This window comes from Bacillus sp. FJAT-53060, from assembly GCF_037104745.1.
Lineage (GTDB): Bacteria > Bacillota > Bacilli > Bacillales > Bacillaceae > Bacillus > Bacillus stratosphericus_B.
Window position 1 is genome coordinate 1 of sequence record NZ_JBAWSW010000051.1, and the last position, 16,123, is coordinate 16,123.

The following is a 16,123-nucleotide window of genomic DNA, read 5'->3' on the forward strand; positions in this document are numbered from 1 at the left end:
ATACATTTATTATTATAACAACATTCGTATTCAAACAAAACTAAACAACCAATCACCGATAAACTATCGGCAATTGGCTGTATAAAGGTGTTTTGATCCCTGTCTCAAAAACGGGGGTCAGTCCCGACGTCCTCTGGCGTTTTCTTTTGTTATGCTTGCGCCTGACGCTTTTTAGACGCTTCGTTTACTTGTTCGTCTGCATGGTAGGAAGAACGGACAAGCGGCCCAGCTTCACAGTGGCTAAAGCCTTTTGACATCGCAATGTCCTTCAGCTCTGCAAACTCATCTGGATGGTAGTATTTTTGTACTTTCAAATGCTTTTTCGAAGGCTGTAAATACTGACCAATTGCCATGATGTCTACATTATTGGCAAGAAGATCATCCATGACCTCAATGATTTCTTCTTTCGTTTCACCGAGTCCAATCATAATACTGGATTTCGTTGGAATGTCAGGCTGCATTTCTTTTGCACGACGCAAGAATTCTAATGACCGATCATATGTAGCACGTGCACGAACCCTTGGTGTTAACCTACGCACTGTTTCAATATTGTGATTTAAAATGTCAGGGCGTGTATCCATCAATGTTTTCAAATTATCATCATCGCCACCCATGTCTGAAGGGAGAACTTCAATCGTCGTGAATGGACTTTTTCTTCTAATAGCACGGACAGTTTCAGCAAAAACGCCTGCTCCGCCATCTTTTTGGTCATCCCTTGCAACCGCTGTTATAACTGCGTGCTTTAAGTTCATCAAAGCCACTGAATCTGCAACGCGTTCCGGTTCTTGAAGGTCAAGCTCAGTTGGAAGTCCAGTTTTCACTGCACAGAAACGGCATGCGCGCGTACAAACAGACCCGAGGATCATAAATGTAGCGGTTCTTCTAACTGCCCAGCATTCGTGAATATTCGGACATTTCGCTTCCTCACAAACGGTATGCAGGTTGTTTTCCCTCATCATTTTTTTCAAACCGGTATAGTTTTCATTCGTATTCAGCTTAATTTTAAGCCAGTCCGGTTTTCTTACGTACTCTTCCTTCTTTGCCAATTCCATCATCTCCATATGAATTCGTTAAAGGTGCATTTCCTGCTATATACGATGGATGCAGCCAGCAGCTGCAAAACATTGAATCTTTGGCATAAAGCCTTTTCTTTAGACACTTTAACATAGTACAGATTGAACAACAAGGGAATGAACTGCAAAAATACACAAAAGCCTACTAAACAATAAAAGAAAATTACTAACATTTTCTTCTTATGAATTACAGCAATCGAACCATACTAAAAGTAGAAGATGATGCCCGAAGAAAGGAGTTGGAGTTTGTGAAAGTGGTTTTAGCCATCATCATAGCTCTTTCAATGATACCTATGCCTGTTCATGCGCAAGGGAAAAACAAGCAGACAGATGAATTGAAACAGCGAATGGCACTCTACGAAAAAGTTGCCATCACAACACAGGTTCCATGGTATGTACTTGCTGCTGTTGATCAATATGAGCAAAACATTCGAAAAAGCAGAAAAGATTTACCGAAACAAAAAGGCGTCATTGGCATCTACATTCCCCGGGAAATTTGGATTGGGCCAGAAAACCCGAATACGCAAGATACCTCCCCCTTAAGCATTAAAGTGTTTGACGGTATTGGGCTTGATGGAAATGGGGATGGAAAAGCTGAAATTGATAACGATGAAGATGTGTTGTTCACGTTTGCTCAATATCTACTTCACTATGGCAGTAGCATCGACCAATTAAAAATCGGTTTATGGGACTATTATGGACGTGATAAAACCGTTGGAATCATTTCATCATTTATGAAGCTATATAAGCACTACGGTCATCTTGACCTCGGGAAGCATGCATTTCCGCTTCCGGTTGGGGCTGATTACAGCTACCGAAGTACATGGGGAGATGCAAGAGGCTTTGGAGGCAGAAGAATCCATGAAGGCACAGATTTATTTGCCCATTATGGTCTTCCTGTTCGTGCGACCTCATATGGCATCGTTGAAATGAAAGGCTGGAACCGCTTTGGCGGCTGGCGGATAGGCATTCGAGATATTCAAAATCACTATCATTATTTCGCTCACTTAAATGGCTTTGCAAAAGGGCTAAAGACTGGACAAATTGTTAAGCCTGGACAGGTCATTGGGTCTGTCGGAAGTTCCGGTTATGGTCCTCCTGGCACATCTGGAAAGTTTCCACCACACCTCCACTATGGTATGTATAAGGACAACGGACGAACTGATTGGTCGTTTGATCCATATCCTCATCTGCGTTCGTGGGAAAGAGCCGAGCGGAAACGCCAATCATAACAAACAGCCCAATTCTTTTATTGGGCTGTTATTCTTCTTTATCCTTTTTCTCTGGCAGAACAATCGATGGAGCACCAGAATTCGTCCCGCTGCCATTATAATAATCTGGTACGTCTCCTTGAACGGCTTGTATAGAAACAGGAACAGAATTTTTCACCACGATGGCTTCAGATGCAAACGGGATGATGACCCTCACCTTCACCTCGATCAGCACACTAATATCTATCAAGGCATTGTTAATGCCATAAGGTTTTATATTTTTTTCAACGTCTGTATGTGGGTCACCAATGACACTAAATCGTACAGGCACTTTAGGCCCTAAGTTCGCTATCAATGCATTTCCGGAAGCTTGCCCAAGCGGAATATTGTATATAATGCCATCATGTCCGTCTGCTTGATCCTTTAATGCTTCTTTCGCATCTTTTTGAAAATTCCCCTTTTCAATGTCCTCTAAATTTTTTTGGAGGTGACGTGACAGGTCAGCCATTGCTTTCGATGTTGCTTGAGCATTAAAATCGATGGTTGTCACTTTTCCGTTCTCACTTGTATTCATCACCACCATATCCTTCATATTCTCCTGATCATCTGCAAAATTCTGAACAGAATATTGAATAAGATGATTGGCTATACGTTCTGTTTCTAGTTCAGCAATATGAATAAGGGTAGGTTTTATTGAATGGCTAATGAAGAAAAGACTAATCACTGTAGAGAGCACAAAAAACACAACAGCAAGCAGCATGACATAACGAAATGGCAAAGGGCCCTTTTTGTAGGGGCGATAACGGCGGTTCATTCTCAATAAAAAATCCCCCCTTCTCCATTACAAGTGTATGCAGACAGGCGGGGGGATAGGAATCATCTCTCCATTTTATTTCACCATTTTTAATAATGCGTCTCTTCCGATTGTTCCAGCTTGAATCCCTAGCTCTTCTGCGGCGTATGTCACAGATTCTAAAGGAGCATCCAGCAGCTGGTTAATGGTTCTGACACCGACCGCTCTTCCTGCGATGATTCCTCTATCTGCAAGCTTTTCATTTAAGAGCCCGACATCAAGTGCACCGCACATAATATAACCATACTCATTGGTGACGGCCATGAAATTGGTCTTCGGCAGTTTGACGGTGACGGCTGTAAAGGAATGGCCATCAATTGTAATCGGTGTTAAATTCACCAAATCCCTTCACTCCCTTTATCACAATTTATGTGAAGGAAGGGCGAGTGTGTTAGGCTGAAGCGGATTTCACCTTGCTTTCTTTAAGCACCAGCTAAGCACATCACGTAAAAATTCCGGCATGAAATATTCAATAGGTTCATGGTCACTTATATGAGGAAAAAGGGATCCTAGTGTATACATATCAACTGTGCCAACTGTATAGGAATCATCCTCTTTGATCAATTGACCGTGAACAAAGACTTCTTTTACTCGTTTATCTTCGCCTTCTTTTAATGAATAGGTTAAACCGCTGTATAGCATTTTCCCCATCAATTCACCTCTAAAACCAAAGCCTTTAATGCGCAGCTGTTCTATTTTTTCTTCACAGGCCCGCTGAACTGTTTCTAGCAGCTGTTTACCGGTAAGCGTCACCCGAATCGGATTAATTGGATGCGGACATATCCGGTGGATGTCTTCTCTTGTCACAACCCCGGCCTCTAATGAATCCAGCACCATGCCTGCATTCATCATGCCGATTTCTGCCCCGCACCAATCTTTAATAGCATCTGTTAACAGTTGCGGAAGCGGAGATTCGTCGAACCACTTCGTTTCAAGCTTCGTCTTGATTGATGTCACTTCTTCCTTCATCAGTGCTTTCGCTTTTCTTTCTGCTTGCTGCAAGGTCGTCATGGCTTCATCCGATTCGCTAATGAGCTGATCCACTGATTGCACCGTCGCTTTTTTCTCTATGAGCTCGTTTTGCGCTGTGTCAATGGTCAGCTCTACACAGCCAATATAATGTCCATACTTTTCAGCACATGCAAGAAGCACACCATTGTCCATTTCACCATATTCTAAAAGGTGATGTGTGTGTGAACCTAAAATGATATCAATTTCTGGGAAATTACGGGCTACTTCCCGATCATAAATGATGCCAAGGTGAGACAGGAGCACAATGACATCAGCCTGTCCTTTTACTTCATGCAGCATGTCCCGTATGCTGTCAAACGGGTCTGTAATGTCCCAGCCAAGCTTTTCATATACAGGGGTATAAGCAATGGTGACCCCTAAGATGCATAGCTTCAGCCCATTCTCCAATGTGATCAAATGATAAGGCTTTGCCCAAGATGGCCTTTTTCCTTTCTCAAATAAATTAGACAGGATCACTGGAAATTGAGCTTCTTCGTACAATTGATCCAGTTGATCATGTGGCAACGTAATGCCTTCATTATTGCCAATCGTCACCCCATCATAGCCAAGCTGATTCAGGAGCTGGACATTGACCTTTCCATAATCAGCTTCTGACACTAGGTTCACTCGGTCCATATGGTCGCCAATATCTAATAAGAGCATCTGATCGTGAACTTGACGCTTTTCTTCGATATAAGCTGCGATTTTTGCCCAGTTCTCAAAGTGGCTGTGCAAGTCGTTTGTATGATATAACCATAGCTTCTGCAGCATGTCGATCTCTCCCTCAAGTTGTCACTGAACCATTCATTCAGGTTGAAAGCCGCAGCTCTCTTTTAACTAAATAAATCTAACTGCTTCGGGGATAAACTTGAATAGGTAATATCCAGAAAATTAATCATTTGCTGGCCATTCGCCGCTGCATCTCCCCCAGAGTTATTATTAAACACGACATATACATCTTTTGATTGCTGATGCAGGATGTCAAGATTCTTTTTCCATTCCTTTAGTTCAGCTTCATTATATAAATATAAGTAACGAACTTCACGCCAGTTCTCATGGTCTGCTGGGTGAAGCCAGCCCTGTTTATTTCTTCCGTGGAAACGGACTAATGTTTTGTCACGGTGTGTGGCTTGTATGACTGGTGGAATGGACCCTTCTCCGACTTGTGGTTCATCACAGACCGAATGAATCCACCCTTCTTTCTCCATAAAGGACAGGGTTTGCTTATAAAATTCAGTTGAAAACCATGTCCGGTTTCTGAATTCGAGTGCACACGGAATGTCACCCATCTTCTCCTTACACCATCTTAAATAGTGGACGTGCTCCTTTTGGCAATCAAACCATGGGGGAAATTGAAACAGGACCATAGCCAGTTTCCCTTCCCGAATGAGCGGAGTCAAAGAGAGGATAAATGCATCAAACATTTCTTCCTTCGATGCAAACGGAATCTCGCCTCTTTGATGTCCGGTCATTCCTTGGTATGCTTTCACGACAAATTGAAAAGCGTCCGGTGTATCTTTTATCCACTTTTCATGATTGCGCTCAGGCTGAACAGCATAAAAGCTTGCATCCAGTTCCACAATGGGAAACGTTGATGCGTAGTGAAACAGCTTTTGAGAGCTGCCTATTTTCGGCGGATAAAGACTGTCATGATCTCCCCATCCAGTTAATCCGATATAAATCAAATATCTCACCTCTTGCCACTCGCTGGTATAGACGGTTTCCCTCTCAATCAAAGCCTTTGTCTATTGGGATACCCATATTTCTAAAAGAAATTCTTCTGTCTACAACATATCACATTTACCCGTAATTCTGAATGAAGGTGACTGATGGCACGTGATTTTGTCCTGCCTCCTTGTGTGTGATATTAGTTGACAACTTCCTATCTAAAAATGGTTTCGCAGATGGATAGAGGGTACGACCGTTGGATTAAGCTCAGGGATCTCCTTCTTATGTTTGGTTTGCAAACAGCAAATTAGATCAAGTATTTGATTTGTTTGCCCATTTCCTGCCTTTCTTTTTGTCAAAGGCGATATGGGCATTTTATTGATGGAAGAGACAGGCAGTTGGTCTGAGATAGGCGACAATAGCTCTCGAATCCACACCTTATCTGTGTCTATAGTGACACATTGACATATTTTAGAAACAGCAAAATGCGTGTATGTTCTCGCAACACTGTGATTTATCGACTGGAGAAATGTCTCGCCGTATTCAGTTGAATCTTCTTTTCTCGTGCTTCATATAAGTGAGACACAGGGAGTTGTGAAAAATGGATGAAGTGCCGCGTCACATCCAGCAACGGATTCGAGAGGATGGTAGAATTTAGAACCGCGGTACGACCTTCGAGATATGGAGAATTCAGATATGCTGGTTCCTCCTAGTACCGATGCCACAACCCTGACATTTTCATATTCTGATACGCACACGCACTTACATCATAGCGGCTGGTCGAGGGAATCACTTAGCGAGAGATGATGTCATCTAATCTATGAAAAGATAAAAAACCGATCATTCCGTGCTGATCGGTTTTTTATCTTCTGCCTTTAAGACGACATGAGAATGCTGCTGCACTTTTTTCGCCCATACGATGGACGCAATGAAACTGACGCAAAGCACCAGTGTCCCAAACATAAAAGGAAGCTCAATATTCACATCAAATAAAATGCCCGCAAGGCTCGGGCCGACGATATTGGCAAGACTCATAAAGGACGTATTGAGACCGCCTGCTAATCCTTGCTGATTCCCTGCCATTTTAGATAGCAATGTGTTGAGGGCTGGACGCACAAAAGAGGTGGCTGACAAAAATAAAATTGAACAGGTAAAGATCAACCAAAAAGAGGGCGCAAAACGGCAAGCGATCAGCATAAAAGCCGCACCTAGCAGCGCATAACGCACGACATGCATTTCACCAAATCGTTTTACACAGGTATTCACTAAGGCACCTTGGACAAGCACTCCAGCAAGTCCTGCAACCGTAATCACAAATGCAATATCTTTCGGTGTAAATCCGTGTTTTTGGTCCACATATAAACCGAAAATTGATTCAAAATGGATGATTCCAAAATTGAGGACAAAGGCCAATATAAACAAAAAACCGTATGAAGTCTTTAAAGCTTGAATCATTTGCGCAAAAGGATTGAAATGAATATCTTTGTTCAACCGTGCTTCTTCCTGCTTTTCCTTTGTTAATGTTTCAGGTAAAAACATGACGGATAAAAGGGTGGAAAGTGCTGCAAAGGAGCCTGCGATGAGAAAAGGAAAAGCGATACCGAACTCCACTAAATATCCACCTACGCCCGGTCCAATGACAAAACCTAGTGTCATCGCTGCACTAAATAGACCCATCCCTTTCCCGCGTTCCTTTTCGCTTGTAATATCGGCGATGTATGCAAACATAGCAGGCATCAGCAATGCCCCGGCAGCTCCGCCTAAAAACCGAGACACAAACAGCATCCAAAGCTGATCGGCAAACGCAAAGATAAATTGGGCAATGGTAAAGCCGGCAATTCCGGCAATAATCAATTTTCTGCGTCCGAACCGGTCAGTCAGTACGCCAGCGATTGGTGATAACGCAAATTGTGTAAGACCAGTTGCAGCAACAAGAAAACCCAGCGTCTTCCCTGTTGCCCCAAAGGCTTCAATATAACTTGGCATGACAGGGACAATGAGGCCAAAACCAAGCATAGCAATAAAAATATTCAGCATCAAAATGTATAATCTGCTCATCTTCTTCATATCAAAAAACCTCTTTCTGCTGACAAAAATGATAATAACTTCTTCAGTATAGCGACTTTGCTCCCTATAAGTCTAGTTTTTCAAAAATTAGGGTTCTTTTCCAACTAAAAAATAACCCGCAAATTGCGAGTATTGGATATCTTTAATCAGCTTGTTCATAGATAGAAAGAGCCGCCTTTTGATCAGAAACGCCTCAAGCCCTGCTAAAACAAACAGAACGTTTTCCTTTCGGCAGCTATAGCCCATTGTGCCTATCCTCCATATGCGTCCCGCAAGCGGTCCAAAATGAACTCATAAATACAATTTCAAAATGATGGAGCAGATCGGCACGCACCGCTTCGACGTCAATATCATGTGGATTCAGAATGCGTATTACAACCGGTATTTTAGAACCAGGATCGCCAAATAATTCAAGCCCCATCGCTTCAAGACCTTTCATTAAAGCTTTTTCATGAAACAAGTGCCGCCGAAAACATAATCCAAACCATGTTCTTTTGTTCTATAGCGGCGTCTCCCGCTCAAAGCAAGCCAAGTCAGCCAGTGGAATCGAGAGCATGTCTGGGCAAAGTCTCATGGCAATTTTGGGACAATCCAAGGCCGCAACGAGATCATCTATCAAACGTATCAGCACAACCGCAATCCTTTCATCAATCATCCTGAATGAGCAAGCGCAATTTGGGAATCACGCAAAATGGCACTGCTACGTACAAGCAGTGCCTTTCTTTTTTTCAAGCGGACAGACGAGACAATAATCAAGACTCTCCGATTTTTTCTCAAGCTGATAATACATACAGCAAGTCTTCCGGTTGGATGTTTCCAGTAAACTCTCGTCTAAGTTTAAACTGTGCCGGAATGGATTTTGCTTCGCTCCAAATATCTCACCCGTCGCTTGCTTCAGAAACAGATAATCCTTCTGCACGCGCTTTTTCACTTCAGGCTCATCAGATTCCCGCATCATGCTGTGATAAAGAGAGTTGATGCGAACCGCTACATTCTCCCACAAAATAGAATAAGGAAGTCTTGATGTACGGTTCAGTACGTCTAAAAGAGGTGTGACACACTGCGTAAACAGCGTGTGCACAACCTGCTCTCTCCATTCATGACGATCTCCTTCTAGTTGAGCAAATGAACAACGCATTTCATCAAGTTCGATTTTCCAATCCTCTCTAAATGCACATGCCTCCGGTGAAAACTGATAGATGTCATCATACAATGTCATCAAGTACAAAGAGGAACTGACAGCTAAGTACGCATAGCGCTTTGAAAACATAGAAGCTGCCACCGCAAGATTCGGTGCATGCATGACTGCCTGTTCAGCTTCCAATAAACGCATGGCGGATTCTTCTGAAAAAAGCGCAGCAAGTGTGCGATCGGACGTGATTGGTCCATTTGTGATGTGTACCCCGAAATTAAGTAATTCTCTCTCAACCCACTCTGGCCTCATATCAAAACCCCCATCTTTCGTTTATCGATTTCGCTGTTGATATAACAAATAAATAAAGAATGGTGCCCCAATTGCCGCCGTGAATACACCTGCTGGGACATCTAACGGTAGAAAAGCGGTTCTAGCTACAAGATCTGCCAGCATGACAAGTATACTTCCGACTAGAGCAGAGGCTGGTACCAGCGCAATGAAAGAACGGCCGATGATCATCCTTGCGACATGCGGCGCCATGAGTCCGACAAATTCAATACTGCCTGCAAATGCAACGGCAATACCAGCTAATGTCACACTCAACAGCAAAAAGAATAATCGCTTGGCCTGTACCTTTACCCCAAGACCTGTTGCAAGATCATCTCCAAGCTCCTTCACATTCATTGTTCTTGCTAACACCATGACGATCGGTAAAATGATCATCACCCAAGGAAGCATGGCAGTCACATCTTTCATTGTCGAACCATATAGACTGCCCGTCAGCCATATGTATGACTTTGTCGTGGTCATCGTATCACTGAGAACAAGGGTAAATGTCACACACGCCTTCATGATGGCGGAAATACCAAATCCCATCAGGACAAGTGTGATCGGTTTGACCCCTTTTTTCCATGAAAGCAAATAGATCAGGCACGACACCGCAAAAGCACCTGCAATTGCCCATAATGACTGATAGGCTATTGGTACAGTGCCCATACAAAAGACGATGAACATAATCGCACCAAACGAAGCACCACTTGTAATTCCAATGATGTCAGGCGATGCAAGCGGATTTCGAATTAATCCTTGTAAAATGAGTCCTGATACCGCTAGTGCCGCTCCGACTAAAACAGCAAGCAAGGTTCTTGGAATCCTCAGCGTATTTAACACAAAGGTATTTCCCTCACCTTGACCGATTAAGTGCAGCAGCACATCCACCGGCTGAATAAACCGGCTGCCCATACAGAGACTAAGAATAAATAAGCCAAAGGCAATGACCGTCAATAAAAGTAAAATCAAAAATGTCCGCTTTGAAAATTGAAATGAAATGCGCCCACCCTTTGAACGCACTGTATATGTTTTAGCCACCTGTCTTCAACCCCTTGCGCACGAGATAAACAAATAAAGGCGCTCCTGCTACTGCTGTCATGACGCCTATCGGTACTTCCTGCGGCATGATCAGAAAACGAGCCGCAAGATCTGCGACAAGTAAAAGTGACGCCCCCACGACGGCACAATACGGCAGTACCCAGCGATAGTCAGGTCCGACAAGCTTTTTCACAATATGCGGCACAAGAAAACCAACAAACCCAATCGAGCCTGCTACAGCGATGGAACCACCTGCTAAAAAGACGACCAGTACCCCCATCGTGATTTTTAGCAGCAGCGTACGCTGACCGAGCCCCTTGGCAATATCATCTCCCGACAAAAGAACATTGATTGAGCGACCAAGAAGCAGCGCCACAACAGTAGCACCTAGAATATAAGGCAAAACAGGGATTAGCATATCAATACTTCTTCCTGACACCGAACCAGCCATCCAGAACAGGATACTTTGAATCGACTGTTCATTTACGATTAAAAGCCCTTGCGTAAAGGATACAAACAGTGCGGATATCGCAGCACCTGCAAGCACAATTTTAACCGGCGTCAGTCCATCTCTCCCAATGGAACCCAATAGGAACATGAGCATCCCTGCAATCGCAGCACCTAAAAAGGCTGTCCACATATAGACTGTTAACGACTCTGCAGAAAAGAAAACAATGGAGATGACGATAAAAAATAGTCCACCTGCATTAATCCCTAATAAATCAGGCGCAGCAAGCGGATTTCTTGTCAATGCCTGCATGAGTGCACCTGAAATCGCAAGGCTTGATCCAACGACCGTTGCAATTAAAGCTCTTGATAATCTGGATGTCATGACAATAACACTGTTTGGATCCGATTCATCAAAATGAAGAAAAGCATGGATGGTGGCTTTGAGGGAAATCGAGGTTTGCCCAAGGGAAATACTGAGCATAAAAAAGACCAACATCAACACGATGAATCCAGCAAAAAGCAGTGCCTTGCTTGAATCCTTTTTTAATAAACTTCTCATCTGATTCCCGCTTTCAACTGTGATGGAAAAAGGAGAAAATGGTTTTTCACATTTTCTCCTCTGCTATGTCTTATTTATCAATTCCTAGACGATCGTAAATATCATCAAGCATCATGTTCGCAGCAATGATACCGCCTCCCATGTTCCAAGTGATTTCATCTACTCGATGCACTTGTTTCGCTTTCACTGCGTCAAGCTGCTTCCATAAAGGATGATTTGTCCACTCTTTATACGCTTTTTCAACCGCCTTATCCTGATCATCCATAAAGTAATAGATCACATCAGCATTCATTTGTGGAATGCTCTCTTTGTCTGTTAGTGTGATGATATCTTGCTTTTTATCTTTGACATTCTTCGGTCCTTCAAAACCAAGCTCTGTTAAAATAGACCCCGCAAAGCCAGTTTGATAGATTCTTGCATGATCTGCACGGAAGTTGACAACTGCCACATTCATTGGCCAGTTTTTGATGTCTTTTTTCGCCTTTTCTTTGAAGTCAGCAACACGATCATCCCACTTCGTTAACAATTCTTTCGATTTGTCTTGTTGATCTAACGCTTCACCCATCAATTTCACTGTATCTTTAAAGGTGAACACGGTTTCTGTTGCAACAGTTGGAGCAATTTCCTTCAACTGATCAAAAATTTGCTCGTGACGAACTTTTGATGCAATAATCAAATCTGGCTTAAGCTTTTCAATTTCCTCTAAGTTTGGCTGTGTTTCCTGCCCAACAATTTTGACATCCTTTAAATCATCTCTTAAATATTTATAAGTAGGTGTTTCAAGCCACGATTCTACCACACCAACTGGTTTAATGCCCATACCAACTGCTACATCTGTCGCCCCTTGGTACAGCGTCACAACACGTTTAGGTGACCCCTTTATTTCAGTTGAACCGATAGTGCTTTCAACGGTTCTTGTTTTATCTTTACTATCTGACTTGCCTTCACTGCTATTATTCCCGCAAGCCGCAAGTAAAACGATGGAGAGCACAACTAACAACGACCAAAAAGATTTTCTGAACATGTACCTCACCTATCCATTCTATATTCATATCATTTGATAACGATTCTCATTATCACAATTTGATTTTATCATAGAAAAAGATGGTGTCAATGTAATATATAAAAATAAGTGAAAGATGGTCATAAAATAGGGAAATTAAAAAATACTATGTCATTAAGTTCAAAAGATACAAGTTAAACTTGTGAGAAAAACGTATTCAATTTACCATTATTTTTGCCATAATGAGTGATACTAACCGACGTTTCGATTCTCCTGTACGTTCCCATTCTTCAGAGTAGACTTTTCCTACAAGAACTCCCATTAGAATAAATTCTTGAGAATGTGTGTAGAATTTATTCCCCTTTTAACATCCTCCAATCCTTTATTCACTAAACATTCTATGTGCTGGACCCGCTCGTTCTCATCTAGAGTCTTATCAAAAAGAACTAAATTCTATTTCCATGACTATGACCTTCTTCCGAAGCTAAGGCGTCTTCTTTGGTTACATGGACAGTCCCAAATGGATGATTAGGAGGTGCATATATCGAGTAAAGTTTTAACGGAATATTCCCTGTGTTAGTTAGGTTATGCCATGTTCCGGCTGGTATAAATATGGCAGAATCATCATACACATTTCTATTAAATTTTAAATTATTTTTACTTTTTCCCATTTGAACAATCCCTTGACCTTGTTCAATTCTTAAGAATTGATCAACGTCAGGATGCATTTCCAACCCTATATCTTCACCAACGTCAATACTCATTAAAGTAGTTTGCAAATGTGTTCCTGTCCATATGGCAGTACGATAAGTGTTATTTTGCTTTGTTGCTTCATTGATATTGATGACAAATGGTTTTGTTCCATAATCTTTTAACCGTCTTTTTCCATCAACGTTAAAGTTTTCAAGCCTTCTTTCATGAGGGAAATTCCAGTAACCGGGAGGATGTACGCTATAATGATACCTTGGTACACTTACATAATAAGGATATTGATATGGATAAAAATAAGGATTATTGTACATTTTAACTCAACCCCTTCACCTTTATATAAAACCATCCTATGCAATGGTTAAGAAATTGTACTTCGATCGCATTAAATTCACGAAGATAAAAAGAGTGGAAGTCCCTTCTCTTATAACTAATATGTGCAACAAGATCAAAATCACAAAAAATGAACTTGCACAGCTACATAAACACAATGAATAAAAAATGTTTATGGAAAAAAAGGGATCAAACATTATTTTGATTTTTATCGTATGCCAAATGACACTTAACTTATAATTAATATTCAAAAAGTAATTAATTTACATTTTATAATTAATGAACAATGATAATCTTTTTATCTTTCCGCTTGATTAAATACACAAATTATGTAATGTGGTATTATAAGGTAATTTTGCAAATGAAAGGTGGGAATTTATCATGACTGAATTTCAACGGCTTTTTTTCTCCAGATTACAGGTGGACCCGAAAGAGGATGTAAAATTTGAAGATTTGCATGAAATTCTTCTGAAGATGGGATGTGTGTTGCCTTATGAAAATTTGGACGTTATGGAAAAAGAAATTACAAAAATTAACAAAAAGAACATTCAAGAAAAATTATTATTAAATAATCGTGGAGGGCTATGCTATGAACTTAATTCCTTATTATATTACTTTTTAAAAGATTGTGGATTTGATGTCTACCGAGCAACTGGGACAGTCTATGATTTGAGTGGTGATAAGTGGATGCCAGATAACGGCCATGTAATGATTATTTTAAATTATGATGGCCAAAAATATATTATAGACGTGGGTTTTGCCTCATATCTTCCATTATATCCAGTTCCATTCAGCGGTGAAGTGATCTCGTCTCAAACAGGAAAATATCGCATTCGTAAGCAAAATACTGAAAAAGGAACCTATTTATTTGAAATGCGAAAAGGAGAAAATGGAGAAACTGCTCAATTTCTTGATTCTGAACTTACAGATACATGGCGTAATGGATATGCATTTACTTTGGATGCAATAGATACAAACAAAGTAAATGCCACACAAGATATCATTGTAGAACACCCAGAATCTCCTTTTAATAAAGGATACATTATCATCAAATTAGTTGAAGATGGACATATATCCCTTACAAAACGAAGCTTTACAGAAACAAAAAAAGGACAAAAAATAAAGCGAGTCATAACGGAAGAAGAGTACCATCAGATTCTTACAGAGATATTTGAAATCATTCCAAATTATAGCTGCAGAAGTGTTTAGCGGCAGGGCAATAACGGAAGAGGTAAAGCTATATATAGTAAATAACCAATAAAACTTCACCTAGATTATTCTATTGAGAAATAGCAACAAATACTTTTCACAGGATTCGCTTTCATGGACAGTATTTTTGGCAACAGCAGAAGAAGCTCATTTGACGGGAACACATTTGTTAACACTTCCTTTCTGGAAAACAAATGAGAGAATGCTAATGAGAATGAGAAAACTCTAAAGAAGTGGTGGGAGAACAGAAAAAAGCTAAGCATTCTGAGTGATTCATTTAGAAGCTTTTTTAGCGTAAATTTCAAGCAAGCATATGAGTCCTGCTAAAGAAAGCGTGAAAACATGATTGACAAATCCATGATCACATTGCAGAGAAAGTTTATTTCTGGAATCATGAACTTTCCAATAGAGTAAAGGACACATTCTTATAGAAGAAACTTCTGAAAGTCATCATGCAGCATCCATTATATTGAGTTAGATGACGACCTGTTAATCAGTTAAAGTTCTAAGAGAGATTTTTCCTTGTAAGATAAGTTTTTAAGGTGTGCTTTAAAGCATTCAAGAATTGACCATTAGATCTAAGAAGAAACTGAGGATTTGACGTTTGAGAAAATCTCTTTACGATTACAGGTGGCCTTGTTTCGGAATAACTCCCTTTTATAAGTGTGACATATTTGTTAAATAATACAATTTATAAAGGGGTTAACTTTCCAATTTAGAAATGTATAAGTGTAGCAAAATACAAAAGGAGGCTATACATATGATTTCAACAAAACAAAAACTTGCGACAGTCGCAACAACTTTAGCTCTGGGGTGTGGATTAACTTTAGGCGGGGTTCCAGCATTCGCGGAGTCGAAAGAAGGGGTAAATCATTCTTCCCCTTCTGTTCAAAAACAAGAACAGATCCCTTTTACAGGGTATGTGATCTCAGTAGATAACAAATATATGATTGTTGCAGATACACCTACAAAAGAGGAGGCACTCCTTTACCAAAATAATTGGTGGGAGCTTGCTACTCAAGGGAAAATTTTAAGAGTTCCTATTTCTATAGATGATCATTATGAAATAGGTGAAAAATTAAATGTATTTTCAAAAATGTGGACGTTCTCTATACCACCAATTGCTGGTATGCCAACTATTGAAAGGATATCAGAATAAATGTCTTTAAAATCATCTTAGCGTTAACTGTTTTAGGTTTATTTGCATGGACATTCAAAAGTAAGAAAACTGCTCACGACGATGATGTGTATAGATATGCAAGGTACATGATCTATTTACTTGTAGCTGAAGTTGCGATATACGTTGTATTCAGTTTTATTTGAAATAAACCCCCATTTCGGGGGTTTATCAGCTTGTAGACAAAGTCTACAAGCTTTTTTGTATAATAAGGGTAATAACACAATTCTGCGGGGGATGAACATGTTATCGAAACGTGAAGAAGAGAGAAGAAATCAATTAGAAGTAGTGGCTTTAG

At 40.7% G+C, this 16,123-nt stretch carries 15 protein-coding genes and 3 pseudogenes; 6 read left to right on the plus strand and 12 right to left on the minus strand.

Annotated elements, in window-relative coordinates:
• Positions 1 to 85, plus strand: an 85-nt coding sequence (locus WAX46_RS14105; RefSeq protein ID WP_160282791.1) for an IS3 family transposase, incomplete at its 5' end; no start/stop codon positions are given.
• Positions 86 to 149: 64 nt separating this feature from the next.
• On the opposite strand, the gene lipA is transcribed toward WAX46_RS14105, so the two are convergent.
• A complete protein-coding gene (gene lipA, locus WAX46_RS14110) occupies positions 150 to 1,046 on the minus strand; it encodes a lipoyl synthase (RefSeq protein ID WP_226569894.1) in 897 nt (298 codons plus the stop codon).
• Between the two features lie 311 nt (positions 1,047 to 1,357).
• On the opposite strand from lipA, the gene WAX46_RS14115 reads away from it, so the two are divergent.
• Positions 1,358 to 2,305, plus strand: coding sequence for a M23 family metallopeptidase (locus tag WAX46_RS14115; protein WP_336494234.1), 948 nt, complete (start codon positions 1,358 to 1,360; stop codon positions 2,303 to 2,305).
• A gap of 28 nt (positions 2,306 to 2,333) precedes the next feature.
• On the opposite strand, the gene yunB is transcribed toward WAX46_RS14115, so the two are convergent.
• From yunB to WAX46_RS14135, 4 genes are all read right to left on the minus strand, one after another.
• Positions 2,334 to 3,104 carry a sporulation protein YunB gene (gene yunB / locus WAX46_RS14120; protein ID WP_336494231.1) on the minus strand — a complete coding sequence of 257 codons (771 nt, stop codon included), beginning with the start codon at positions 3,102 to 3,104 and terminating at the stop codon, positions 2,334 to 2,336.
• A 69-nt stretch (positions 3,105 to 3,173) separates the two neighbouring features.
• A complete protein-coding gene (locus tag WAX46_RS14125; protein ID WP_226569889.1) occupies positions 3,174 to 3,479 on the minus strand; it encodes a YunC family protein in 306 nt (101 codons plus the stop codon).
• Between the two features lie 66 nt (positions 3,480 to 3,545).
• A complete protein-coding gene (locus tag WAX46_RS14130) occupies positions 3,546 to 4,919 on the minus strand; it encodes a bifunctional metallophosphatase/5'-nucleotidase (RefSeq protein ID WP_336494232.1) in 1,374 nt (457 codons plus the stop codon).
• Between the two features lie 62 nt (positions 4,920 to 4,981).
• Complete coding sequence (locus tag WAX46_RS14135) at positions 4,982 to 5,833, minus strand: DUF72 domain-containing protein (protein ID WP_226569885.1); 852 nt, start codon at positions 5,831 to 5,833, stop codon at positions 4,982 to 4,984.
• A 406-nt stretch (positions 5,834 to 6,239) separates the two neighbouring features.
• Between WAX46_RS14135 and WAX46_RS15965 the strand changes: the two are divergent.
• Positions 6,240 to 6,349 (plus strand): annotated as a pseudogene (locus tag WAX46_RS15965) (hypothetical protein); the annotation flags it as partial.
• A gap of 307 nt (positions 6,350 to 6,656) precedes the next feature.
• On the opposite strand, the gene WAX46_RS14145 reads toward WAX46_RS15965, so the two are convergent.
• Both WAX46_RS14145 and WAX46_RS14150 read right to left on the minus strand, forming a co-directional pair.
• Complete coding sequence (locus WAX46_RS14145; protein ID WP_226569898.1) at positions 6,657 to 7,913, minus strand: MFS transporter; 1,257 nt, start codon at positions 7,911 to 7,913, stop codon at positions 6,657 to 6,659.
• Positions 7,914 to 8,025: 112 nt separating this feature from the next.
• Positions 8,026 to 8,355, minus strand: a pseudogene (locus WAX46_RS14150) (alanine--glyoxylate aminotransferase family protein); the annotation flags it as partial.
• A 4-nt stretch (positions 8,356 to 8,359) separates the two neighbouring features.
• Between WAX46_RS14150 and WAX46_RS14155 the strand changes: the two are divergent.
• Positions 8,360 to 8,547: pseudogene (locus tag WAX46_RS14155) on the plus strand (hypothetical protein); the annotation flags it as partial.
• A 36-nt stretch (positions 8,548 to 8,583) separates the two neighbouring features.
• On the opposite strand, the gene WAX46_RS14160 reads toward WAX46_RS14155, so the two are convergent.
• From WAX46_RS14160 to WAX46_RS14180, 5 genes are all read right to left on the minus strand, one after another.
• Entirely contained in the window at positions 8,584 to 9,327 is a 744-nt protein-coding gene (locus WAX46_RS14160) for an IucA/IucC family C-terminal-domain containing protein (protein WP_226569883.1), read from the minus strand.
• A gap of 21 nt (positions 9,328 to 9,348) precedes the next feature.
• Positions 9,349 to 10,386: a FecCD family ABC transporter permease gene (locus tag WAX46_RS14165; RefSeq protein ID WP_226569880.1), complete on the minus strand. Its 1,038-nt coding sequence runs from the start codon at positions 10,384 to 10,386 to the stop codon at positions 9,349 to 9,351.
• Entirely contained in the window at positions 10,379 to 11,395 is a 1,017-nt protein-coding gene (locus WAX46_RS14170) for a FecCD family ABC transporter permease (protein ID WP_226569879.1), read from the minus strand. Before WAX46_RS14170 ends, WAX46_RS14165 begins: the two co-directional genes overlap by 8 nt.
• Positions 11,396 to 11,465: 70 nt before the next feature.
• Positions 11,466 to 12,419 (minus strand): ABC transporter substrate-binding protein, encoded by a 954-nt coding sequence (locus tag WAX46_RS14175; RefSeq protein WP_226569877.1) that lies wholly within the window; start codon positions 12,417 to 12,419, stop codon positions 11,466 to 11,468.
• 425 nt (positions 12,420 to 12,844) lie between these two features.
• A complete protein-coding gene (locus WAX46_RS14180) occupies positions 12,845 to 13,420 on the minus strand; it encodes a cupin domain-containing protein (protein ID WP_336494233.1) in 576 nt (191 codons plus the stop codon).
• 397 nt (positions 13,421 to 13,817) lie between these two features.
• Between WAX46_RS14180 and WAX46_RS14185 the strand changes: the two genes are divergently transcribed.
• Entirely contained in the window at positions 13,818 to 14,648 is an 831-nt protein-coding gene (locus WAX46_RS14185; RefSeq protein WP_226569896.1) for an arylamine N-acetyltransferase family protein, read from the plus strand.
• Between the two features lie 760 nt (positions 14,649 to 15,408).
• Positions 15,409 to 15,807, plus strand: a complete 399-nt coding sequence (locus WAX46_RS14190) for a DUF3221 domain-containing protein (RefSeq protein WP_226569873.1) — start codon at positions 15,409 to 15,411, stop codon at positions 15,805 to 15,807.
• Positions 15,808 to 16,123: the final 316 nt, after the last annotated feature.